The following is a 22,658-nucleotide window of genomic DNA, read 5'->3' as shown; positions in this document are numbered from 1 at the left end:
GGCGGACTAGTAGCTAAGTGTCATTGCGGGAAACTCGGTGAAGATCTGATCGGCTAGCTCTATGAGCGGGGCGCTTAGCACAGGAGCAAACAGCCCAATCACCGCGACAACGACCAGAAGCTTCACGGTGAGCGGCAAGCTTTCATCCTGGATCTGCGTCGCCGCCTGGAGGATGCCGATGACGAGGCCGACAACCACTGATGCAATGAGCGGCGGTAGAATCCAGATCATGAAAACCACCAGTGATTGGCTCATAAGAGTAATGATGCTGGATTCAGTGATGATCAGCCTCCCGGTAACGTATAACTCAGCACAAGCCCATGCATCAATTTTGACCAACCATCAATGGCAACAAACAAAAAGATCTTGAACGGGACAGATATAACAGTTGGTGAGACCATCGACATACCCATTGCCATCAAGATAGTTGTCACTATCAGATCTATAACAATAAAAGGCAGATAAAGTAGAAATCCTATCTCAAATCCGCGCTTCAATTCTGATAGCAAGAAAGACGGTACAAGTATTGCAAAGTCATCAGGCGTGGCTGCAGCGTGCATTTCCTCTGGCCAGACCTTTTCTGTCGAAGATAGGAAAAATCGCCGCTGCTCTTCATTTGTGAATTTCTTGAGATGCTCGCGCAAGGGCTCACTTCCGGCTTTAGCGGCGCTTACCCAGTCGTCGAATGTCTGATAGTGGAGCTTGGGATCCGACATGCGGTCATAGGTCTGCTCAGCAACGGGCGCACTAACGAACATAGTGAGGATCATCGCCGCGGCGTACAGCACCACATTGGGTGGTATGGTCTGGGTCCCGAGCGCATTGCGGACGAGGAAAAGAACAATTGATACCTTTACAAAGGCCGTTGTCGTGGCAACTGCTAAAACCAGCAGACCGAGTCCGGCGGTAACCGCAAGAAGCGCCAGGATTGTCGGCTGAGCTTCACTCATTGCATGCAAACCCGCCACGGAGCCTGATGCCCAGCTCTTCTCCGATGCGGACAATGTCGCCACGCCCGATACGCTGACCATTGGCCACTATGTCGACCGGGCCGTCGATCGGCCATCCAAGTTCAAAAATATGCCCTTCGCCGGCACTTCTTAATTCCCCAAGAGAAATAGGCCAGCGGCCGCATTCAAAGACAAGCACGATCTCGACATCGTCGAGATCCTTAGTAAGCTCCAGTTGCGATCCGGGTTGTGTCATATGCGCATTCTCCAAAGGACACGGTCGCGGGCGGAAAGGCCCCCGCAAGATTAATTCATCGCCGTCAAGATCCGCCCCGGCGCACAACTGGCCGACAGCTAGGGTGATCTGGCCGCGGCCGAACGGCGCAATATCGGGCAACAATGCATCACCGACACATGCGCTTCGAAGAAGCGCCGCAGGAAGGCGAAGCGTGCCGACCTCTCCTGCAACAATGAGCGGGAGCTCTGGAGGCAGCCCGCCCAGCTGCCGCGGCAACTGGGCAAGCAGTTCGCCTAGCGCGCGAAACGCAGGCGGTACTAAGCCGTCAAGAGGCGTGAACAGGAATAGACGGCCCTTGCCCTTGACCGCGCCGAAAATGATGTCGAGTTCAAGATGAGGAGCCAGCATCGTGGCTTCGCATACGCGCACGAGTTGCACGTTCAGACGCGTCGTCTCCTCCAGTCGAGTGACAAGCGGCTCAAGAGCGAGTTCGAGAATAAGCGAAGCAGTTGGCTCGGAAGGGAAGGCCAAGCCGTTCTGCACTGTCGTGATGAACTCCTCTACGAGCGGGCGCGACAGCGACAAGATGACCGTTTCGGCTCCCACTCTCCAGACGCAGTCAAGCATCGGAATGGCAGCAGGTTCCTGCTGCCAGACAAGCCCTGCCGTTCGCACCGATAGCGGCACCTCGTTGATCCGGCTTTGAAACGGCGTGCGGGGCGCTGCTGTATCATTGAGCCACGAGACAACCGTGCGGGACAGTTTCAGAACTGGTTCGAACATGGCGGGTGTGACCGCAGCGGCTATCAAAGACTGCACGGTCGTGTCATTCGGACGACCTCTTGCGACTGTCGGATCCGGTTGCGCGGCATTTAGGCAAGCGACCCCCTCGCATATTTCAGCAGTATCTCGTCGTCGGCCTCGATCTCGGCTGCGGCCTCCGAATGAGTCTCGACGGCGCGCCGCACGTCGTCCTCGATTTGTTGCCATTTGTCCCTTGCCGCCGAACATATGACCCATAGCTCCCTCGTCCTGGACGCCGCCATCTCAGCCTCCTCTTGAGCGATTTGGGCATCATCAAGCATCTGCCGTCTGGAAGTGATCTCAGCGGCAAGCTGTTCAGTGTGAAGGCGGTGACGGTCGAGCGCTGCGCTAGACAAGTTGTCGAGTGACATCAGATGCTGATAGAGCGCTGCTTCTGTTCTTGAACAATGTTGCTGTATCATTGCAAGCTCCCTAGCGGCATTTTGTACGGCTGAGGCGGCCACATCGCGCTGGGCTTCCTTCTTGGACAGCTCGCCAAGGGCACGACGCTCTTGCATTTCCTTCAGAAGCCGTAACCTCGAAGACTGAACCCAGTTCACGCGGTCAGACGCGACATCCATGCGACCGTCTCCTCGAAATCTGACGCGTCATCTTCGCTCTGGCGCAGAAACTCCCTCAGTTCGTCGATTGACGCGACGGCCCGGTCAGTCAGGGGATCTCCACCTGGCTTGTATTCGCCAACATTGATCAAGAACTCGGTCTCGGCATAGCGCGATAGGAGCTCGCGGAAAATGGATGCTGCCTTGCGATGTGTCCCCGAAACGACTGCATCCATGACGCGGCTGCGACTCTGCAGCACATCAATAGCGGGGAAATGCGATCGCGCCGCAATAGCGCGTGAGAGGATGACATGGCCATCGAGAATACCACGCGATTCCTCGGCGATTGGATCACCCGTGCCATCACCCTCTACAAGCACCGTATAGAAGGCCGTGATTGAGCCCCGCTCACCCATGCCGGCGCGCTCGAGCAGGCCTGGCAGCATGCCAAAAACGGAAGGAGGAAAGCCCCGTCGCGTCGGCGGCTCACCCGCAGCAAGGCCTATTTCGCGCATAGCGCGGCAGAAGCGCGTCAGCGAATCCAGCATGAGAGCAACGCGTAGGCCCTGATCGCGAAAATATTCCGCGAGCGCAGTCGCCATTGGAGCGCATTGCGCACGCTCCACCGCCGAGCGGTCGGAGGTTTCAACCACGACGACCGTACGGAGAAGGCCCTCTTCACCAAGATTCCTTTCGATGAATTCACGAACTTCCCGTCCACGTTCGCCTATGAGCGCCACTATGACGACGTCAGCGGCGGCACCCTTTACGATCTGTGACAACAGCGTCGACTTGCCACCACCTGGCTCGCCATAAATCCCGATCCGCTGGCCCTCGCCGCACGTCAGCAGACCATCGAGGACACGGACCCCAAGCGGGAATGGCCGCTCAATCATGCGCCTCGTCATCGGATTGGGGGCTCTGCCATGCAGGGGCCGAGTTTCGACGGTCTTGATTTCGCCTTTGCCGTCCAATGGGCGGCAACGACTGTCGATCACGCGACCGAGCAAATCGCCGCCGACGGGCACCTCACGCATTCGGCCAGTGGCCACGACCTCTGCGCGGCTGGATAGGCCCACCAAGTCCCCGATCGGTGTCAGCAATACACCATCACCCGACAGGCCGATCACCTCGGCCTCGAGCGACAGCCCGGTTCGCGGGTCCTCTAGGAGGCAAAGTTCCCCAATACGAGTATCTGGCAAGACGGCATGAACCAGTGTGCCGATAGCCCGCGTGATCCGACCGCGCACCGCACGCGTGTCAATTCGCTTGGCCGCAGCCCTCAAAGACGAGATTGCTGGAACGAGAGCTCGAGTGTCGGCGTCAGCGTTATGTTCTGGGACGGGCTTTCTCATAGCTCGCCTTTTTCACATAGCGTCCCGAAACCAAGGCGCAGCGCGCGCATCTGGGCGTCAAGTCCCAGGTCGACATTGCCGTACTCGCTCCACAGCACGCACCGTTGCGGCGACAACGTCGGGTCGGGCTCGATCCGCACCCTTGGTCGACCATCCTGGCCGTCGCATCGAGCAAACTCTCGTGCAAGCATGTCGACTTGCATGGGAGAAACATGAAGGCAAACTTCGGCGCCGCTGTATTGACACTCTATGGCGTGACGAACAGCCCTCACCAGTAGCTCGCCCGGATCGAAAGCGCCGATAAGATCGCTCAATATTTCCATCACGAGCTGCGGCAATTCCTGCTCCAGAGCCGCCTTTCGTCGCGCGATTTCGGAGATTGTCTCCGCAATCAGCCCTGCCATCTCCTCGGTGCCTGCATTCGAGCCCTCCATGTGGCCGCGCACCCACGCCCGCTGGTAAACGGCGCGTGCCCAGTTTCGAACGCGCTGCCGATGCCGTTCTGCCGCGGCAAGCGCTTGCGCGGCGCTGTGCCAGGTTTCGAGCTCGCTCGCGGGTATCAGTGGTCCGATTGGACGCATCTGCGGCGCTATTGGCCCCTCGGAAAGTTCGGCTGTCATTTCACCGGGGTCTCTGTCTCAAAATGAGCTAGTACAAGTGAAAGCAATTGGCCGGCGGCGGTCCAATGCTCAGGTGCTGGAGTCTCCGCGGCAGTCCCCTCGGGCAACCGAAGAAGCACGCGGTTACGCTCGGTCGCTGAACTGTCCTGGAGCCAAGCCCCAAGACATGCATGTCCATCGTATTCGATTTGCTGAGCGAGTTTTTCTGGGTCCGCGATCAGTCTGTTCTCAACGGCATGCAGCAGGTGTCGGATTCCGAATGCGTGTGCATCCACGCCGATGCGTTTAACAAGGATGGCAAGCTCAGGCTGAGAGACAAACGCGACCAGCGAACGGGCATGCCAGATACTACCAGCAAGAAGGGCAGCTCGATATGGATCGTGCCCGCGTAGAAGGTCCGGCCTGCAGCCGATGTGGTTCAGATCCACGTCATAGTTGCCCAGCAATTCTGCCAGCCTTGGATGCAGTCTGGAACACTTCTGCAACTTCACTAACGTTTCTGCCGATAACGCTGGATCAAGACGCGCCGCTAGACGGGTCGGATGGGCCGAAGCCGCAAGCTCGCTCGCGCCCGGAAAACGCAATTGGTGCGGACCATCAGGTCGGGCGGTCTGTATAGGCATTGGCAATGAGATGTCACCCACGTCCAATTGCAGGCATTCTTTTGCGAATGGCCTCGACAGCAGAAGCATCCCGGCGCCCCTCGACCTTGGAAACGCCGGTTGATTGCTTGCGCCGACGCGTAGCAACGCTGACCAAGAGATAACAGGCCACTGCGAATACGGCTGCGGCAAAACCTGTCACGGTCGCCAGAATTGGCGCAGGAAGAGGTGTTGATGCTTGTGGCAAAACAGCAGTCGGATCGGGCCGTTGCTCGTGTGCGGACCGTTCTACCGGCACCAAAACCACTTCCACCTTATCGTAGGACAAGCCTTCGATGCTGTCGGCTACCAGCATCTTTATCTTTGGCAGCAGAGCCGCGACATTTGTTTTGGCGTCGTGCCTGATAAACACCGCGGCCGAGGATGGCGTGGCGCCGGCTCGCACAAGGTCGTTATGCGGCAGCACGACGTGAACACGTACAGAAAAAACGCCATCGATATCGCTGATCGTCCGCGACAACTCTTCGCTCAGGGCATACACGTAACGGGCACGCTCCTCGGTCGGCGAGGCAATCAGGCCTGATCCTTGGAATATCTCACCGAGGTTCTTGAAGGATTGGCGCGGCAACCCCTTGGCGTTCAGAAGGTTGATTGAGAAGGCGAGCAGCTTTTCGTCAACCTGGATCGTGCTGGTCCCATCCTTGGCGACCACCCGGATCGCGGCGACCCCGTTGTCTTCAAGAAGTGCGAGCATTTCATTTGCCTCACGCTCTTGCAATTGCGTGTAGAGGTCGGTTTTGCAAGCACTGAGGGCGACGAGAACTAGCAGCATGACAAGTCTAACCGACCGCCACCCTGACAGGCCACGCATGATTTCGCCCTCGGCCAAGCCAATCATGCGCGCGGTTCAGCCTTCCTTCAAAAGTTTATTCACGGATGATGTGACGCCGCTGACGCCTTTGGAGATAAGCGCCACCTGGGTGACGCCGTTGTAAACATCCCGAAGACCAGCCATCATCGTTTCGAAGTCTTGCCCTTGTTGAGGAATGCCCGAGATTCCGGTTCCCGCCTCACCTGCGACGGGAAGCTTCTGCGCCGGTCCCGGTAGAGCGCCCTTCGAAAGGGCTATGTCATGGTCGAGCGCGGGGAAGGAAACAGTGTTGTGTGGATATAGGGAGGAAATCGTCTGCAACACGCGATCGCCCATGCCGCTCGTCGGCGCAGCCGCGCGCTGAACATCCATCGCCGCAGCAACTGGCGCCGCACTCGCTGGCTCCGCGGCGGCATTGTTTTTCAGCGAGTCGGCTGCATGCCCTAAGGCGCGCTCAAACTGGGCCTGCTCGACAATCGACGGTGATCCGACCCTGGGGAGGCCAGCCGTTAGAGTGGCAGAGATCGACGTGACAGGCATCATCATGTAAGGACTCGGTTGCTCTCTCTGACCGGGCGGGCCCCGCCCATTCATCACCCGGTGTCGGCGCAACACTCCTAGGGGGGCAAGCTGACAACAAGCTGACTAACGGCGGCGTCATTTCGACATCTAAAATCTCTTCGGCAATTTAGTCACTTGTGATGATTTCAGCGTTTGGTTTATCAGTGCGACATGCCGAGAACGCTTATCCAACCCGTCACCCTGCATGTTTTGAGACTTCTCTGTGCCGGGTTTTTTCTGTCCACCGGGATTCACCCGGCGCACGCAGTCCCGCTGTCCCTTCCGGCGACACCCTATAGATACACGGTTCTGGATCAGGAACTCGCTGCAGCGTTGCAGGAATTCGGCAACAACCTGAATATCAGGGTCAACATCAGTCCTGCGGTGAAGGGGCGAATTCGCGGACGTATGCCTGATTTGCCACCGCGCGCGTTCCTCGACCGCTTGACGAACCTTTACGGTCTCCAATGGTACTATGACGGCCTTGTGCTCTATGTGTCTGCTGCACAAGAATCGCAAACTCGAATGCTTTTGATGACGTCGATTCGCTTCGATGCGTTCAAGGGGGCTCTCGACAAGCTTGATATCTCCGACGAGCGCTATGTGGTCAAACCCGTGCCAGGCAATGGCCTCGTCTTCGTTTCCGGTCCACCGCGCTTCGTCGCACTCGTGGAGCAGACCTTTAACGGCTTGGTGGCGGAGGCGCAGGCGCAGACTCACATAGCGGCCACGCCAAAGGAATCAGTGCTGATCTTGTTTCGCGGCTCCTCCACTACGGTCGTTCGCGACGGACGACCGGATGCTTCTTATTCTTCTGACATCCCACAACAGGATAGCGTTGGCGGGAAGCCTGAGCTGGGCAAGAAATGAACATTGAGGATTTGCCGCAGCTCTGAAGAACATGACTGCGGCTACCCCTTTGTGAACTCTTCGCAAACTCGTCAGTTTCTCGAAAGCTAATCCGCTCATGATGAGTCCCGGCAGCTCTCGCGGTGACTCCGGCCATTGTGTTGGACCGAACCTTGGAGCCGGCCCGGAACACAGCAATTGAAGGCAGGGCAGGCGCATTCGTGACCTGCCGACGCTTGGAATTGTCGAATTTTGTGAAACGCAAGGGATCTTCTGTCGGGGTCTCTTGTGGGGATTTCAACGTCACGTCTGAGGATGCACAATGTCGGCCAGCAATCTTTCAACTTTCTACCGCTCAAATTCGCTACAGTCCGCAAGGGGTTGGCCGGGCCTGAAAGTTTCCCATTTTGCGACCCAGCATCAGCAAAGTGCATCGTGCTTCGAAGCGATGCTGTCCACTTGTGTGCTGGCAAACAAGCCCGGCTCTTTCGCGCAAGGGGATCTGCCAACGTCGAATCTTGATTCGACAATGGATAAATTGCGGCAGGACCCTTTGGGCCATCTGGCACCGGATGTCGAATCGACATTGAAGGGCTTGGAGCAACACCCACTGGATCTGCTGCCGCCACATATGAGGGCGGCTCTCAAGGAGGACCAATCGCAACGCTCCAAGGCGACTGAAGCCCAACATCTGCTCCGCGTCACCCCGAAGATCGAGCCGGCTCCCAGGCCGAGCCCCGGAATCACGTGGAACGGTGGGTCGCTGACCACGGCTGAGTTGCAGATTGTTGCGGTACTCAACCGTCACAAGGACCAATGCCCGCTTAGTTGGAAGTCGTTGACCGAGAAAGCCAATGATCCCTCTACGCCACCGGATCTGAAAGCGGCGATCAAGGGACTGCAGCAGGATTCGGGACTTTTTTATGCGATTGGCTCGCAGGGCGACGGCCGCTGTGGAGGCAAGATCAACGCCAAGGACTTGGCCGGATTTTCAAACCACCACCCACAAGTTGCTGCATTTCAGGAAGCCCAAGCGCAAAGCTACGAGCAGAACTACATACCATCCGACGGCAGCGGAGGTTTGCAGCCTTCGGTCATGACCTTGAGCGATGCCTTGCGGGAGTTTTACCGGTACTCCGAAAATCTGTCCAAGGACCTGAGTCTGGATGAGTTCAAGAAAATGGTCGGCGGCGAATCGAAAAACGGCAAATTTCCGCCCCAGGTCATTGCGGCGGCGCAATATTTCCTCGATCACCCCGATGCTTGGAACCAGTTGTGCGGTGGCTCGAAAGGGAAGATGCACAAAGAGGATTTCCTGCAAGTCGCCTCATCGTCGATGAGCCTCACGCAAACTGAGCTGAATACGGTCGAGATGATCAAGGACCATCAGGACACGTTCTTTGGAAGCGGTGTTCTGACTCGCGACAAACTGGCGAAAATGAAAGACGACAAGAGCCTTGATCCGAAAGTGCGGGAAGCAGCCTCTCAGCTCCTTTCAGATCCTCTTTTGTTTGGCCTCCTGAACAATTCGATCACGGGCTATAAGACCCATCATAAATTCTTCGACTTTGGCGGCGGGCATACGGTTGATTCCGGCAATATCAGCAAAAAAGACTTTGCCCATTTTTGCACAAACATGTCGTCTGCGAACCGCAACGTTCAGCAGCCAATCACCCACGGCGCCCAAACCGCAGAAGAGCAGAATGCCGTCGCGGACATGAAGATGGGCCTGATGGACCAGCCTGACATTAAGTCAGCCAAAAAGAACGGCGGGGCCGTCATGCACGTCGTCGACTCCGTGCTCAAAATCGAGACGAAAGTGCTCGACTTGGCGGCAACGGCGGTGGGACTGCTCAGCTTCATTCCGGGCCTCGGACAAGTAGCCGATCTTGCCTCGATGGTTCTCGAGGCTGAGTCGCAAGCAGCCAATCTCCTGCGTACGGCCATTAACGGAGGCGATATGAAGCGAGCGCTGGAGGAAGCTGGCCTCAATATGGCCGCGCAGGCGATCGGCCTTATCGCAGGCCCCGAGGTCAAGCTGGCCATTCGAAATGGGCTCGTAAAGCACCTGATGGAAGAGGCCTTGGCGGCAGGCATTGATCTTTCGGTCTCGACGGCGCAGGACTACGCAGAAGGCTATGTGAATAACCTCCAAGCGCGCCTTGCAGGCGGCCCTGAGCAAAACCTAGGCCTTCCGAGCATGCCATCATTCCAGAGTGTGGCAAGCAATGTGCCCTTCGTCGGCATTGCCTTATCCTAGCCGTCGCCTTGCGCGGAAGCTTTGGCTCGCGCGCTGAGATAAGGGTCATTGTGGCACAAGCAGGGGTTCATCCGCATCAACGCAAGCGGTGTTCCTGACGCCATCTTGATCGGACTGTGAGGGAGATGTCCGAAGTCTGTGAAGGCTTCGGTATATGACGACTTCAGAGTTACGCTGAGCCCAGCCATCTCGAGCCGGTGCGCCGGGTCGAGGTTTTCACGGGCGCCGGCCGGCAGCGGGAATGGTCTCCGGAAGGCACGGCGCGGATGGTGGCGGAGCTGGCGCAGCCGAAGGAACGGCTGTCGCGCGCCCAGGGCGGCCTCCCGAACAGCCAGACGATGATCTCCTGCGGCCTATATCCTTGTGCCCACGCTCAAGGCAGTCGGCTGAAAACAGCGCTGATTTAAAACAGCATTATCCTGCACTGCACCCTCGATCCTTGCGCTCACCGATCGCTCGTCGACACGCACGCGGTCAAGTCGTTATCGGCGCTATGCCGATGGGCTTCGAGAGCAAGGTGGACGCTGAGCGGTGCGTCAGCCTCAGGGCGCGGCTGGCCAGCTTTGGGTCTCACGCTCTATGACGGCAACACCCGGCTGATCCACTTGGCCTGTTCGGGGGCTCCCGGCAGCGGCGCGGAAGCCACGGTCCGCCTTCCTCGGCTTCAGGCCAAAGACACCGCAGCATGCTCCAGAGCTATGTCTGCCGCCTTCGCCCCATCGTCGCTGGTCATGTGGAAAGGACAAGCAGGCTACGCACCCCATAATCCCGTCGGGCAGGATTCGACAGTCGACGGCGAGACATTCGCCAAACCTCACCCTTGATTCTCAGCAACGTTAAAAAAAATTCACATAATGTTCGTGAGCGTAGTCTCCTGTCAGGTGGTACATTAGCCCCAATATCTGGCGTCTTAGTCGTAGAAAGGACTGTGATCCATCTTCCATTAGCATCCATACCAGCGGATTTACAGCAAATGACGAGAAGAGATCTCATGCGGATTGATGGGGATAGAAGGGCTAGCGGCTTGCTGCATCCCGTCCGGGTTGATGCCAACCAATGTTGACACTGGTAAATCGCGTAAGGACGGCAGCGCATCTTGATCGCCTTCGAATCCTGGGCCTTTGCGCGCATGCGGATCTAACCGTCGGCGAGCTGGCCGATATTACCAGTCTGCCTCGCGAGCAGGTTCGACGCCACGTCCGGCGGCTGGTCAGAGCCAACTTTCTTTGCTGCAACGAACAACGTCCGCAGTCTTCGTACCATATGCAAGCAGGAGGCAAGGATGGCGGGCTGGCTCAATTGGTGGTCGATCTCCTGCCCCACGATGATGGTCATCATAAAAGAGACCTACAACGCCTGGAAGCAATACAAGACGCGCGGTTGAAGGGACCGCCTGCTTGATCGTGAAATAGATCAGTCCAAATGGAGCGCGACTACCATGGATAACTCCGCCGGCGGCGCCATCGCGCAGCCCGACACTTACGGGCGGCCTCACTTAGCCGCCGTCGACTCCCGCGTTCGCGAACTGCTTCTAAGACAGGAGCGCCAGGAGCGGACAACTCTCAAACTGATCGCCTCCGAGAACTTTGCCTCCTCGGCGGTGTTGGAAGCGACCGGGTCGATTTTCACCAACAAGTATGCCGAGGGATACCCCGGTGCGCGCTACTACGCCGGAAACGAGATCGTCGATGAGCTTGAGACCCTCGCGATCGAGCGCCTGAAAGCGCTATTTGGCAGTGAACACGCCAACGTCCAGCCTTATTCAGGCTCGCCAGCCAACCAGGCTGTCTATCGCGCGCTTTTGAGCCCCCGTGACAAAGTGATGGGCTTGCCTTTACCCGAAGGCGGCCATCTGACTCACGGTTGGTCCGTCAATTTTTCCGGCAGCGATTATCAGCGCGTCCCGTACAGGCTGCACGAAAAGACACAGCAAATTGACTATGACCACTTGCGCGAGACCGCCAAGCGGGAACGCCCGAAGCTAATTTGGGTCGGCGGAACTGCTTATCCGCGTATTTTTGACTACGCGGCAATGGCCGAAATTGCTTCGGAGGTGAACTCGTATCTGGTGGCTGACATCGCCCACATCAGCGGCCTGGTTGTCGCAGGAGTGCATCCGAACCCCGTGCCCCATTGCGATGTGGTCACCAGCACCTCTCACAAGTCGATCCGCGGTCCCCGGGGTGGCTTCATTTTATCAAGGAATGAAGACCGTTATCAGCCCCTCCATCATCCGAAGAGCAAACACAATCTGGCCAAACGTATAGACCGCGCCGTGTTCCCTCTTCTGCAAGGCGGACCGCATATGAATACTATCGCCGCGCTTGCCGTCGCTTTGCAGGAAGCAGCGAACTCGTCCTTTCGTGTCTACGGTCAGCAGATCGTCCACAACGCCAAGGCTCTGGCCCAGGCGCTTCTGGAGCGAGGTTATGAACTCGTCACCGGGGGCACTGACAATCACATGCTGATCCTTGATCTTCGGGACCGGCCGCTGTCAGGCAAAGCCTATGCGGAGCGCTTATCGCGTGCAGGCATCATTGCGAATTTCAATATGGTCCCGGGCGACCGGCGGCATCCGGCGCTGACAAGCGGCATCCGCTTAGGGACGCCAGCGGTGACGTCCATGGGCATGCGCGAAACGGAGATGGTGCAGATCGCCGCTTTCATCGACTCGGTCTGCCGCCAGCCCGATGACCAGGAAGTTCATGCGAGCGTACGAAGAGACGTTGCCGACTTCTGCACTGCGTTCGATGTTCCCGGCATCCCCGACCGATAAGCCACCCCAATCCAGAAACTCCTCACTAACTCCAGCACTTGAAGCGAGGGCATTTTTATGACCAGGCAGTTCGTGTTCTCTTCCGAATCCGTCGGCGCGGGACACCCCGATAAGATGGCAGACAACATCTCCGATGCCATTCTCGATGCGGTCCTGCGCACCGATCCGAAGGCGCGCGTCGCCTGTGAAGTGTTGGTGAAGACGGGGATGGTCGTTGTGGCTGGCGAGATCACCAGCCATGCCCACATCGATTACAGCCAAGTCGCCCGCGATACGATACTCGATATTGGCTACGACGATGATGCGATTGGCTTTGATGGTCGACGTTGCGCCGTCGTTCTGGCCCTCACCGAGCAGTCGCCCGACATAAGCCAGGGCGTTGATGAAGGACGAGGGCAGGATCTCGGGCAGGGGGCAGGGGATCAGGGCATCATGTTTGGATTCGCATGCAACGAGACGGATACATTGATGCCCCTGCCGATCCAACTCGCTCACCATTTGACGAAAAGACAGGCCGAGGTCCGGAAAGCGGGACAGCTTGGCTGGCTGCGTCCGGACGTGAAATCTCAAGTGTCCGTACGCTACGAAGGGCTCCGCCCGGTGGCGCTGGATACCATAGTCCTGTCGACGCAGCATGACGAAGCGGTCTCACAAGCCACGGTCCGCGAAGGCGTCATTGAGGAGATCATAAAACCGGTCCTGCCGGCCCACCTGGATACTTCGGGGATCAGATTTCTGGTCAACCCAACAGGGCGGTTCGTGGTCGGTGGGCCTGCCGGCGACTGCGGCCTCACAGGACGGAAGATCATCGTCGATTCCTACGGTGGGACCGGGCGTCACGGCGGCGGTGCCTTTTCGGGCAAGGACCCATCCAAGGTTGACCGCTCGGCGGCCTATGCCGCCCGGTATGTCGCGAAGAACATCGTTGCCAGCGGCCTTGCGGAGGTCTGCGAGGTTCAGCTTGCCTACGCGATCGGCGTGGCCAGTCCGGTTTCTGTCATGGTCAATACTTTCGGAACCGCAAGGATCGAGGAAAAAAGGATCGAGCGCCTTGTTCTCGAGGTTTTCAATCTCCGACCGAAAGGCATCATCAAGATGCTTGATCTCTTACGCCCGATATACCGCAAGACGGCGACATACGGACACTTCGGGCGTGAAGAGCCTGAGTTCACCTGGGAGAAGACGGACAAAGCTGACGATTTGCTGCGTGAAGCAGGACCGGCAGCTGCGTGAGGGCGGCTGGATCAAGCGCATGCGGCAACCCATTTCAACTCGCGAGACCACGCCCGGCCGGCATGGCAAGAAGCCGGCTCGGGTTTTTGGCGGAGATTTTGATGCGGATTATGACGTGCTCTGCATCGGTAATGCCATTGTCGACATCATCGCCCAGTGCGACGAGGCATTCCTCGAGACCAACGGCATCATCAAGGGAGCGATGAACCTCATCGACACAAGGCGCGCCGAGCTGCTCTACAGCCGCATGGGTCCGGCGATCGAGGCCTCCGGCGGCAGCGCCGGCAACACGGCGGCCGGCGTCGCCAGCTTTGGCGGCCGCGCCGCCTTCTTCGGCAAGGTCTCCAACGATGCGCTGGGCGAAATCTACGCCCACGACATCCATGCGCAAGGCGTCGCCTTCGACACCACGCCGCTCAAGGGTGAACCGCCGACGGCGCGCTCGATGATCTTCGTCACGCCCGACGGCGAGCGCTCGATGAACACCTATCTCGGCGCCTGCGTCGAGCTCGGGCCTGAGGATGTCGAGGCGGACAAGGCCTCTGGCGCCAAGGTCACCTATTTCGAAGGCTATCTGTGGGATCCGCCGCGCGCCAAGGAAGCAATCCGCCAGACGGCGATGCTGGCGCACGCGGCAGGCCGCGAAGTGTCGATGACCCTGTCGGATTCGTTCTGCGTCGACCGCTACCGCGACGAGTTCCTCGAGCTGATGCGTTCGGGTACCGTCGACATCGTCTTTGCCAACAGCCACGAGATCAAATCGCTTTACCAGACGGCGTCGTTCGACGAAGCGCTGGCGCAGATTCGCAAGGATTGCCGCATCGCCGCCGTGACCCGATCGGAAAAAGGCTCGGTGATCGTGCGCGGCGACGAGACCGTGGTGATCAAGGCGACCGCCATCAAGGAGCTGATCGACACGACGGGCGCCGGCGATCTCTATGCCGCCGGCTTCCTGCATGGCTACACGCAAGGCCGTGACTTGCAGACCTGCGGCGACCTTGGCTCACTGGCAGCCGGATTGGTGATCCAGCAGATCGGCCCCAGGCCCCGTCAGAATTTGCGCCGCGAGGCCGAGCAGGCGGGGCTGACCATTCCGGACGTTCAAACGAGTTAGTGGCCTACCTTCCCGTTGTGCAGGCTATCTCGCCAGAAGCGCAATCACGGAATAGGGAAATCCTGATGTCGAACATGATGAAGGCGCTTGTGAAGGCCAAGGCCGAACCGGGCATCTGGATGGAAGAGGTGCCGGTGCCGGAAATCGGCCCCAACGACGTGCTGATCAAGATCAAGAAGACGGCGATCTGCGGCACCGACGTGCACATCTACAATTGGGACCAGTGGGCGCAGAAGACGGTGCCGGTGCCGATGGTGACGGGCCATGAATTCGTCGGCACCGTTGCCGATTTCGGCGCAGCGGTCACCGAATACAAGGTCGGCCAGCGTGTATCGGGCGAAGGCCACATCGTCTGCGGCCATTGCCGCAACTGTCGCGCCGGGCGAGGGCATCTGTGCCGCAACACACTCGGCGTCGGCGTCAACCGTCCGGGCGCGTTCGGCGAGTATCTGGCGATCCCGCAGCACAATGTCGTGCCGATCCCCGACGATGTGCCCGATGAGATTGCCGCGATCTTCGATCCCTTGGGCAATGCCGTCCACACCGCATTGTCCTTCGATCTGGTCGGCGAGGACGTGCTGGTGACTGGCGCCGGGCCGATCGGCATCATGGGCGCGCTCGTCGCCCAATGCGTCGGTGCGCGCAAAGTGGTCATCACTGACATCAACCCGGTGCGGCTGGCACTGGCGAAAAAGCTCGGCGTCCAGCATGTCGTCGACGCCTCGAAGGAAAAGCTGCGCGACGTCATGCCGGCGCTCGGCATGACCGAGGGGTTTGACGTCGGCCTCGAAATGTCGGGCGCAGCCCCCGCCTTCCGCGACATGATCGATACCATGAACAATGGCGGCAAGATCGCCATTCTGGGCATTGCGCCGACCGGCTTCGAGATCGACTGGAACAAGGTCATCTTCAAGATGCTGCATCTCAAGGGCATCTACGGCCGCGAGATGTTCGAGACCTGGTACAAGATGATCGCGCTGGTGCAGGGTCCTCTCGACGTGTCGGGCCTGATCACACACCGCATCGGGGTCGATGACTACCTCGACGGTTTCGAGGCGATGAAGAGCGGCAATTCGGGGAAGGTGGTGATGGATTGGTAGGGATTGCCTTGGCCGCTCTTCAGGAAAAGCTGACGGGACAGCACCCCTCTGGTCCGCCGGACATCTTCCAACGAGGGGAACATGGCTGGGTGGAGAGCTATGGCTCCGCTAGGTGCGCCCCCTAATCATGATACGGCGACGTATCGCGGCCCATCCGATAACGGTCGATGGTGGCAATTCGCCTCAGCCGATGACGGAAATCCGGTGAACGGATGCTCACAGGCCCCACGCGATCGTCTATTTCCTAAGATCTGCGATTGAGGTCGAGGTGTTGCCGCCGTTTCAGCGGGTAAGATGCGTTAGACGACTTCCGGTACCTTTCCGGTCAGCGAATTAACGAAGGCAACGAGCCGCATTGGACAGGTCGTGCCATTCCGGTTCGGGGGAAGTATGGCGCGGCTCAGCATGGCGACACGGTCGGAACTGAAGCGGCGATCGTGGAGCGTTATCGCGGCGTTGACAAGCGGCGCATTCTGAATGAGTTCGGGGCGGTAATCGGCTATTATCGCAAGCGCGCGCGATCCGTCTTATGAACCGTCGTGAGCAGAGGCCGTCTGCGAGCAAGAGCCGCAGCCGCTGTTACGGCAGCGATGTCCGCGAGGCGCTCATCGTGTTGTGGGAGGCTTCGGAGCGGCTGAGGTCCGCATCGTCGCTCGCGGCGGCCAGCGCCGCCGGGCAGGAATGAGTTCGGCAGTTCGCCGCTCGGTGCAAGCCCGCACCTCGGCGATTGGAAAGATCCGCCGCCCGGCTTTGTTGAGCGCATTCGGGCACGTCTTGGTCGGGGAGCTTCGTGCAGACGATGGTGCTGACCGAAATTGCCACCGGCTGGACCGAATGCATTCCGGTCCGCACGCGCAACAGCGGCAATGTGATCATGGCGATCAAGCAGGCCCGCTCGCGGTTTCCCTGACCCTGTGCTGCTGTTTGCCGGCATCCGCCCGCACAGGAAGAGCTTGGAAAGCGGTCGATCGTCGTGGCCTGAATGCGGAAATCGAGGAGCCGTTGGTCGTCGATCTCCAGCCTGAACGCGGTCGTTTCCTGGTGCCGCAAATCGGCTGTTGCATACACATCCCTGTCAGACGTCAGTTTTCCTCGCCCATTTTGGTGTCGAGATGCGAAGTGCTCTTTTGGACCAGCAAGGCTTTTTGGAAATCTGAGAGCGGCTTTCCGCGGGGCGCTCCATTTTTGAGCATCAAGCTACCACAGCCAATGACGCGCAGGTTCCACCAGACTCGCCAGCCTTGAAGGACAGCGAAATAGCAGAGCACGACAGACACAACAATCCATCAGGAAGCCGCAGTCGTTGAAGATGCGGCGCTGCATCCATACCGTGGATGCATTCGATCCAAATAATCGATTTGTTCAATCAGTTTCTCGAAAGCTAACCCTACCCTCTGTGGGAATCGGGCTCTGGGCCGCGACGCTGCCTTGCGAGCGCAGGGGCTGCACGTAGGAGAGATGATGCAACGAGAAATCGCACGCGGGTTGCTGGCGTCGTGGGTTCGCCGACCGGCGTATTTGAGCCCGTCAGTTGGTCCTCACCCGCGCCTATTGCCACCGAGCGACTTGCATGTCCCTCCAACTCGGACCTGTTCCGAGAGATGCGACGAGTTGTGCGCCGTGTGCTCCGATCAGATGGCCGCCGGTGACGCGTCTCTCTTCGATAGGAGATGAAATGCGAACGCTGCTCGTGGATCATCATGCGGATCTTGCGCGCGCCATGCGACTTGCGCTCGGGGATGGCGGCTTCGTCGTTGATGTCGTTGGTACTCTGGAACTGGCCTCGAGTGCATTTTCTTGCGCCAGCTATGAAATTCTCCTGCTGGAATTGGCTCTGCCAGATGGCGATGGCTTGGGTTGGCTGAGGCAGTTGAGGACCCACGGGCATTCAGTTCCTGCCGTCATTATGAGCAGCCTTAACGATCTCGATAAGCGAATTGCGATCTTCAACGGTGGTGCGGACGACTTTCTGCTCAAACCCGTCTCTACCGATGAGCTTATCGCCAGAATGAGAGCCATTCTGCGCCGGGCGTCACAGATGACCGACCTGAGGCTCGTATTTGGCAATCTCAACTTCGATCCGGTCGCCCGGCAGGTTTTCGTTGCTGGGCACCCAATGATGATCGCACGTCGCGAACTCTGTATTCTAGAGCATCTGCTTAACCGGGCAGGCCGCATCGTGCCCCGTGCGCAGTTGGAAGATCACCTCTATTCGTTCAACGACGACGTGTCTGCCAACGCGCTTGAAGTCGGAATCTATCGTTTACGTGGACATCTGACCAGATCAGGTGCAACGCCACGGATCAAGACCATCCGTGGCATTGGCTACATTCTAGAATTGACTGACGCGTCATCCGCATAGTTTGTCGAATCGAAAGAAGATCTATTTTGCTGATCCTTCAACATCCTTGCCCTGCGCTCAATTGGCGGGCGATCGCCATCAAGGTTCCGAGACCTGCAGTGCCCCGTTACCTGGGCCATCTCCTCTGCGCGCTTATTGTGACTTTCCCACTTGGTGTCGCGGCGCAAAACAAGCAGGACAAAGGCGCGCCGCGTGCGGCTTCGAATAGCATCAATGCCACGCTGACCCTTTCCTCTTCGCTCGGGGAGACCGTTCATCTGCCCGCGCCAGCCACGACCATCTTTGTTGCTGACCCGACGATCGCGGATTTTCAGGCACCATCGAGCAAAACAATCTTCGTCTTTGGCAAGAAATCGGGGCGGACCAGCCTATTCGCCTTGGACGGCAACGGCGAGCCTCTCGCCGAATTGCGTATCGTTGTCACGCAACCGATCGGGGATTTACGCGCCATGTTGCGGGAGCAGGTCGGCGACTATCCCATCCGCGTCAACTATACGCCGCGCGGCGCAATCCTTAGCGGGACGGCGCCCGACGCAGAGGTCGCCGACACCGCAAAAAGAGTCACTGAGCAATATCTGGGCGACGGAGCGCAAGTCGTCAACAACATCAAGGTCGCTGGATCCCTGCAAGTTAACCTCAGCGTGCGCGTAGCCGAAGTCTCACGCAGCGCCATGAAGTCACTTGGCGTCAACCTGTCCGCCTTCGGTCAAATCGGCAATTTCAAAGTGGGCGTTCTAAGCGGAAGCGGTGCAAGCGCTGGATCTGGTTCAACCCAGGGTGGCGGTACAGCAGAAATCGGATTCGACAACGGTGTCGTCAACGTCAGCGCGGTTCTCGACGCGCTCGCCAAGGAGCATATAGCTTCCGTCCTGGCTGAGCCGAACCTCACCGCTATGTCGGGTGAAAAAGCCAGCTTTCTAGCTGGCGGCGAATTTCCCATTCCTGTCCTGCAGGAAAACAGGCAGGTATCGGTTGAATTCCGTCACTTCGGCGTCAGTCTGGAATTTGTGCCGACAGTTCTCAGCAACAATCAAATCAACATTCACGTAACGCCCGAAGTCAGTGAACTGTCGACGCAAGGTGCCGTGCAAATCAACGGAATTTCCGTGCCGGCAGTTTCCACGCGCCGAGCCGATACGGTCGTCGAACTCGCCAGTGGGCAGAGCTTCGCAATCGGCGGTCTAATCAGGCGGAACGTCAACAATGATGTCAGGGCCTTTCCCTGGCTCGGAGAAATGCCGATCCTGGGACCGCTTTTTCGCTCGTCCTCGTTTCAAAAAGAGGAGTCAGAACTGGTCATTCTAGTTACGCCTTACATTGTAAGACCAGGCTCCAACCCAAACCAGATGAGCGCACCTACGGAGCGGGCGGCACCGGCTTTGAACGGAGGGGGCGCTCCGACGAATTCCGTGGCAAGTCCCCCGCGAGACCGCGCTGCTATCCGTGCGGGCGCGCCAAGCGCCCAGGGCGGTCTCGGCTTCATCATCGAATAGTGTCGTCCAATGATGTTGCGTTTTATAGTCCTCTTTGTCGCTCTGGCACCAAGCGTAAGTGGCTGCACAAGCACTACGCCAGTTGATGTCGAACCATCGGCATCAATGCTTGTCCGAGAGGAGACCACCCTCCTGACGTTGCAAAGCCTGCGCGCTTCCGAACGGCAGCGTTTGCGTGATTTCCTAAACAAGGCCAGTCGCGGCCGATTCGATGCCCTCCACCTCCTCATCAGCGGTTCGCCCCAGCTCAGCGCAGGGGTAGCCCATCAGGCCAGGCAGTTGGCAATCGAAGCAGACAACATTCAATTGCTCGATCAACACGACGCCGGCTCAGTGCGAATTGAGGCGATTGTCTATCACGCCCGTCCGCCGGTCTGTCCCTCATATGGTGCCTTACCCAATGAAGAATCCTTCAAACAGCCGCTTGGTTGTTCGACAGGATTTAACCTGGCCGTGATGGTCAACGATCCGCGCGATCTGCTCGACAATCAGGCCGTCAAGTCCGGCGATGGCGATCGTGCTTCTGTACCAGTTGCCACTTACAGAACGTTCGGGACGGATAAAGGTGGCTGATACCGGCCCTTATCTTGGCAGCACTCCTACCGGAGATTGAAAGCTTCCAATCTCGTCCTGATCTAAAATCAAAGGAACCGCTGGATGCAATATAGGCGCGATATCGCGGGCCTTAGGGCTGTTGCTGTACTTCCGGTCGTACTCTTTCATTTCGGAATTTCGGCGATCCCGGGTGGCTTTAGCGGGGTTGATATCTTCTTCGTCATCTCCGGCTACCTTATCAGCGGAAGCCTCTTGGATGACCTTGAACGCGGCCAATTTTCGATCGTCAACTTCTACTGGCGCCGTGCCCGGCGCATTCTGCCGGCTCTCGTCTTTGTGATGCTTCTCACCTGCATTGCCGCATTGTTCATTCTTCTGCCATCGGATCTGCGCGAATTCGGTCTTAGCATCATAGCTGCCTCGACCTTCTGGTCGAACGTTTTTTTCTGGAAAACGTCAAGTTACTTCTCGATCGATGCCGCGCTTCGACCACTGTTGCACACCTGGTCGCTTTCCGTAGAGGAGCAGTACTACATCTTCGCCCCAATCCTGATGTTCCTAATCTATCGCTACATCGGGAAGCGCTGGCTGACGACACTTCTTCCGATAATTCTCTGCAGCTTCGTAATGGCGGTGATGGCGACATCGCTGGCGCCCACCGCCGGATTCTATCTGCTGCCGACCCGAATCTGGGAACTCATGTTGGGCGCCCTGCTCATGCTCAAACGCCCCCCGCCGTTGGGCAACAGATTCCTGATGGAGTCGGTGGGGTTGGCCGGATTTGGCCTTCTCGCCATCGGGTTCTTCGCGCTTTCGGAGAGCGACCCGTTCCCAGGCTACAACGCCTTGTATCCATGCATCGGAACGGCCCTTCTGATCTATGTTGGCCAAAATTCCCCCTCGACGGTCGCCAGCCGCATGCTCGAAGTCCGGCCGCTGGTCTGGATTGGGCTCATCTCGTATTCTTTGTATCTTGTTCACTGGCCGCTCAATGCGTTCGCGCATTATCTTTCGTTCCAAAAACTCGATCCTTTGATGACCGGTGCGATGTTGGTAGCAAGCCTCGCATTGGCTGCATTCTCCTGGAAGTTTGTAGAGCAGCCGTTTCGACAGAAGAGGGCCTTCACCGCCCCGGGGCCTATCTTTGCCTTTTCAGCGCTCGCGATCGTTGTTCTTTGTGCCGGCGGAGCGGCGGGGGCGCTCGGCAACGGCTTTCCGCAACGGTTTCCGGACTATGTCCAGCGGCGCATTTCCGTCGGGGACTGGAGGAATGGCATCTGTTTCAACGAGGGCACCAGCCGGATCGAAAGCTGGAATATGGAGGATTGCACGCGCACTCGCGGTTTTCCAACAACGGTTTTTTTGTGGGGCGACTCCTTCGCCGCGCACTATGTTTCCGGCCTGGGTGCTAACATAAATCGGTTGCAGGCGAACATCGTGAAATATACGTACGCCGGCTGCCCGCCGATACTCTCTTACTACTCTTACGCTCGTCTTGATTGTGTCCGGTTCAATCGCAAGGCCTTGGACATCATCTTGGAAGCGGACATCAAGACGGTTATCCTCAGCGGTAAATGGAGTGACTATGAGGTCAGAGGCTTCGACGGTCTTCAGCAAACAATCGATACGCTTCGTGCCCTGGGCGTGCGCGTGTTTGTCATCGGCCAGTCTCCGCAGTTCCCAACTGACGTCCGGAAAATTGCGTTCTTCGCCAAGCGCCAAAATCTGGACGATACGTCCTGGCCGATGGCGATGGACCCCGGCATCAACGAACGTGTGCGCTCATTTACCAAAGGCGCCACATTCATCGATCCGCTGAAATTCCTGTGCAGCGCAGGACGCTGCCCCTATTCCGACAGAGGAGAGTTTATGTATTTCGACTATGGTCATTTCTCTTCAGCCGGCGCCACACTGGCAATCTCGAAATACTGGCCGGCTTTTGGCAAAGACAATGCTCTTCCTAAGACGAAGTAGCGGGTCAGACGGCTGACAAGCACCAGTGCGGGTCCCTGTGATTGCTCCTGCTTCGGCAGCAGCCGCGACGATGGAGCTGTTCAGGTTTAAGGCCACCCGATAGCGACCTAGGATGGGTGCTGCCACGCGGATCGGACTAAGCGTGCATTATCACGTAAATGTTGAGAGAATGAATGGCGCCGCGAAGGGCAATTCCAGCCATCCACAGCGACAGGCGTGTCGCGGTCCCGACATAGCAGTGGCACTTACCTGACACGGCCTCACACTGCCCTCTAAACGGCCCCGAATTTGAACTGACCACCCCTGGCCGGTTCATTGGGCAGGTCAAGGGCTAGGCTGTATTACACAGGGCTCACCCCTTTCAGTCTCAAGTTGGTACGA

Annotated in this window: 21 protein-coding genes; 12 read left to right on the top strand and 9 right to left on the bottom strand. The window is 58.1% G+C overall.

Annotation, left to right across the window (positions count from 1 at the left end; translation table 11 throughout):
* Positions 1-6 precede the first annotated feature (6 nt).
* From EJ078_RS09030 to sctL, 6 genes are all read right to left on the bottom strand, one after another.
* On the bottom strand, positions 7-255 hold the full coding sequence (locus EJ078_RS09030) for an EscS/YscS/HrcS family type III secretion system export apparatus protein (protein ID WP_081714428.1): 249 nt from the start codon (positions 253-255) through the stop codon (positions 7-9).
* A 29-nt stretch (positions 256-284) separates the two neighbouring features.
* Positions 285-950, bottom strand: coding sequence for a type III secretion system export apparatus subunit SctR (sctR, locus tag EJ078_RS09025; protein WP_029354851.1), 666 nt, complete (start codon positions 948-950; stop codon positions 285-287).
* Positions 943-1,971, bottom strand: a complete 1,029-nt coding sequence (gene sctQ, locus EJ078_RS09020) for a type III secretion system cytoplasmic ring protein SctQ (RefSeq protein WP_187331393.1) — start codon at positions 1,969-1,971, stop codon at positions 943-945. Before sctQ ends, sctR begins: the two co-directional genes overlap by 8 nt.
* A gap of 89 nt (positions 1,972-2,060) precedes the next feature.
* Entirely contained in the window at positions 2,061-2,573 is a 513-nt protein-coding gene (locus EJ078_RS09015) for a hypothetical protein (RefSeq protein WP_091595843.1), read from the bottom strand.
* Complete coding sequence (gene sctN, locus EJ078_RS09010; protein WP_024505372.1) at positions 2,549-3,907, bottom strand: type III secretion system ATPase SctN; 1,359 nt, start codon at positions 3,905-3,907, stop codon at positions 2,549-2,551. The genes EJ078_RS09015 and sctN overlap by 25 nt, the downstream gene beginning before the upstream one ends.
* Positions 3,904-4,527 (bottom strand): type III secretion system stator protein SctL, encoded by a 624-nt coding sequence (sctL, locus tag EJ078_RS09005; RefSeq protein ID WP_091595841.1) that lies wholly within the window; start codon positions 4,525-4,527, stop codon positions 3,904-3,906. The genes sctN and sctL overlap by 4 nt, the downstream gene beginning before the upstream one ends.
* A gap of 170 nt (positions 4,528-4,697) precedes the next feature.
* On the opposite strand from sctL, the gene EJ078_RS30670 reads away from it, so the two are divergent.
* Positions 4,698-4,919, top strand: a complete 222-nt coding sequence (locus EJ078_RS30670; RefSeq protein WP_029354860.1) for a hypothetical protein — start codon at positions 4,698-4,700, stop codon at positions 4,917-4,919.
* Positions 4,920-5,163: 244 nt separating this feature from the next.
* Here the strand turns inward: EJ078_RS30670 and sctJ are convergent, their stop codons facing one another.
* Both sctJ and EJ078_RS08990 read right to left on the bottom strand, forming a co-directional pair.
* Entirely contained in the window at positions 5,164-6,000 is an 837-nt protein-coding gene (gene sctJ, locus EJ078_RS08995; protein ID WP_281033078.1) for a type III secretion inner membrane ring lipoprotein SctJ, read from the bottom strand.
* A gap of 36 nt (positions 6,001-6,036) precedes the next feature.
* Positions 6,037-6,546, bottom strand: coding sequence for a nodulation protein NolB (locus tag EJ078_RS08990; protein WP_029354864.1), 510 nt, complete (start codon positions 6,544-6,546; stop codon positions 6,037-6,039).
* 186 nt (positions 6,547-6,732) lie between these two features.
* Between EJ078_RS08990 and EJ078_RS08985 the strand changes: the two genes are divergently transcribed.
* From EJ078_RS08985 to tdh, 7 genes are all read left to right on the top strand, one after another.
* Complete coding sequence (locus EJ078_RS08985) at positions 6,733-7,431, top strand: secretin N-terminal domain-containing protein (protein WP_091595837.1); 699 nt, start codon at positions 6,733-6,735, stop codon at positions 7,429-7,431.
* A 427-nt stretch (positions 7,432-7,858) separates the two neighbouring features.
* Complete coding sequence (locus EJ078_RS08980; protein WP_236370748.1) at positions 7,859-9,670, top strand: HrpF/NolX family T3SS translocon protein; 1,812 nt, start codon at positions 7,859-7,861, stop codon at positions 9,668-9,670.
* Between the two features lie 1,056 nt (positions 9,671-10,726).
* Positions 10,727-11,071 carry a helix-turn-helix domain-containing protein gene (locus tag EJ078_RS30815; RefSeq protein ID WP_091595831.1) on the top strand — a complete coding sequence of 115 codons (345 nt, stop codon included), beginning with the start codon at positions 10,727-10,729 and terminating at the stop codon, positions 11,069-11,071.
* 37 nt (positions 11,072-11,108) lie between these two features.
* A complete protein-coding gene (gene glyA / locus EJ078_RS08970; RefSeq protein WP_091595829.1) occupies positions 11,109-12,446 on the top strand; it encodes a serine hydroxymethyltransferase in 1,338 nt (445 codons plus the stop codon).
* 57 nt (positions 12,447-12,503) lie between these two features.
* Positions 12,504-13,679, top strand: coding sequence for a methionine adenosyltransferase (gene metK / locus EJ078_RS08965; protein WP_063169265.1), 1,176 nt, complete (start codon positions 12,504-12,506; stop codon positions 13,677-13,679).
* 19 nt (positions 13,680-13,698) lie between these two features.
* Complete coding sequence (locus tag EJ078_RS08960; protein ID WP_245316490.1) at positions 13,699-14,793, top strand: adenosine kinase; 1,095 nt, start codon at positions 13,699-13,701, stop codon at positions 14,791-14,793.
* A 65-nt stretch (positions 14,794-14,858) separates the two neighbouring features.
* A complete protein-coding gene (tdh, locus tag EJ078_RS08955; protein WP_091595827.1) occupies positions 14,859-15,893 on the top strand; it encodes an L-threonine 3-dehydrogenase in 1,035 nt (344 codons plus the stop codon).
* 579 nt (positions 15,894-16,472) lie between these two features.
* Here tdh and EJ078_RS08950 read toward each other — a convergent pair.
* Positions 16,473-16,961 (bottom strand): hypothetical protein, encoded by a 489-nt coding sequence (locus EJ078_RS08950; RefSeq protein WP_164747350.1) that lies wholly within the window; start codon positions 16,959-16,961, stop codon positions 16,473-16,475.
* Positions 16,962-17,568: 607 nt separating this feature from the next.
* Here EJ078_RS08950 and EJ078_RS08945 point away from each other — a divergent pair.
* The 4 genes from EJ078_RS08945 to EJ078_RS08930 all read left to right on the top strand — a co-directional run bounded on the left by EJ078_RS08945 (position 17,569) and on the right by EJ078_RS08930 (position 22,277).
* Positions 17,569-18,255: a response regulator transcription factor gene (locus EJ078_RS08945; RefSeq protein ID WP_029354874.1), complete on the top strand. Its 687-nt coding sequence runs from the start codon at positions 17,569-17,571 to the stop codon at positions 18,253-18,255.
* Between the two features lie 71 nt (positions 18,256-18,326).
* The gene (locus EJ078_RS08940) at positions 18,327-19,748 is read left to right on the top strand and encodes a type II and III secretion system protein family protein (RefSeq protein WP_051695798.1); all 1,422 of its coding nucleotides are present in this window, start codon (positions 18,327-18,329) and stop codon (positions 19,746-19,748) included.
* 9 nt (positions 19,749-19,757) lie between these two features.
* Positions 19,758-20,321 (top strand): CpaD family pilus assembly lipoprotein, encoded by a 564-nt coding sequence (locus EJ078_RS08935; protein ID WP_029354878.1) that lies wholly within the window; start codon positions 19,758-19,760, stop codon positions 20,319-20,321.
* An 84-nt stretch (positions 20,322-20,405) separates the two neighbouring features.
* Positions 20,406-22,277, top strand: a complete 1,872-nt coding sequence (locus EJ078_RS08930) for an acyltransferase family protein (RefSeq protein WP_208721206.1) — start codon at positions 20,406-20,408, stop codon at positions 22,275-22,277.
* The last annotated feature ends 381 nt before the right edge of the window (positions 22,278-22,658 follow it).

This window comes from Mesorhizobium sp. M1A.F.Ca.IN.022.06.1.1, assembly GCF_003952605.1.
In the GTDB taxonomy this organism is placed as follows: domain Bacteria; phylum Pseudomonadota; class Alphaproteobacteria; order Rhizobiales; family Rhizobiaceae; genus Mesorhizobium.
This window is presented reverse-complemented; position numbering and strand designations above follow the sequence as displayed.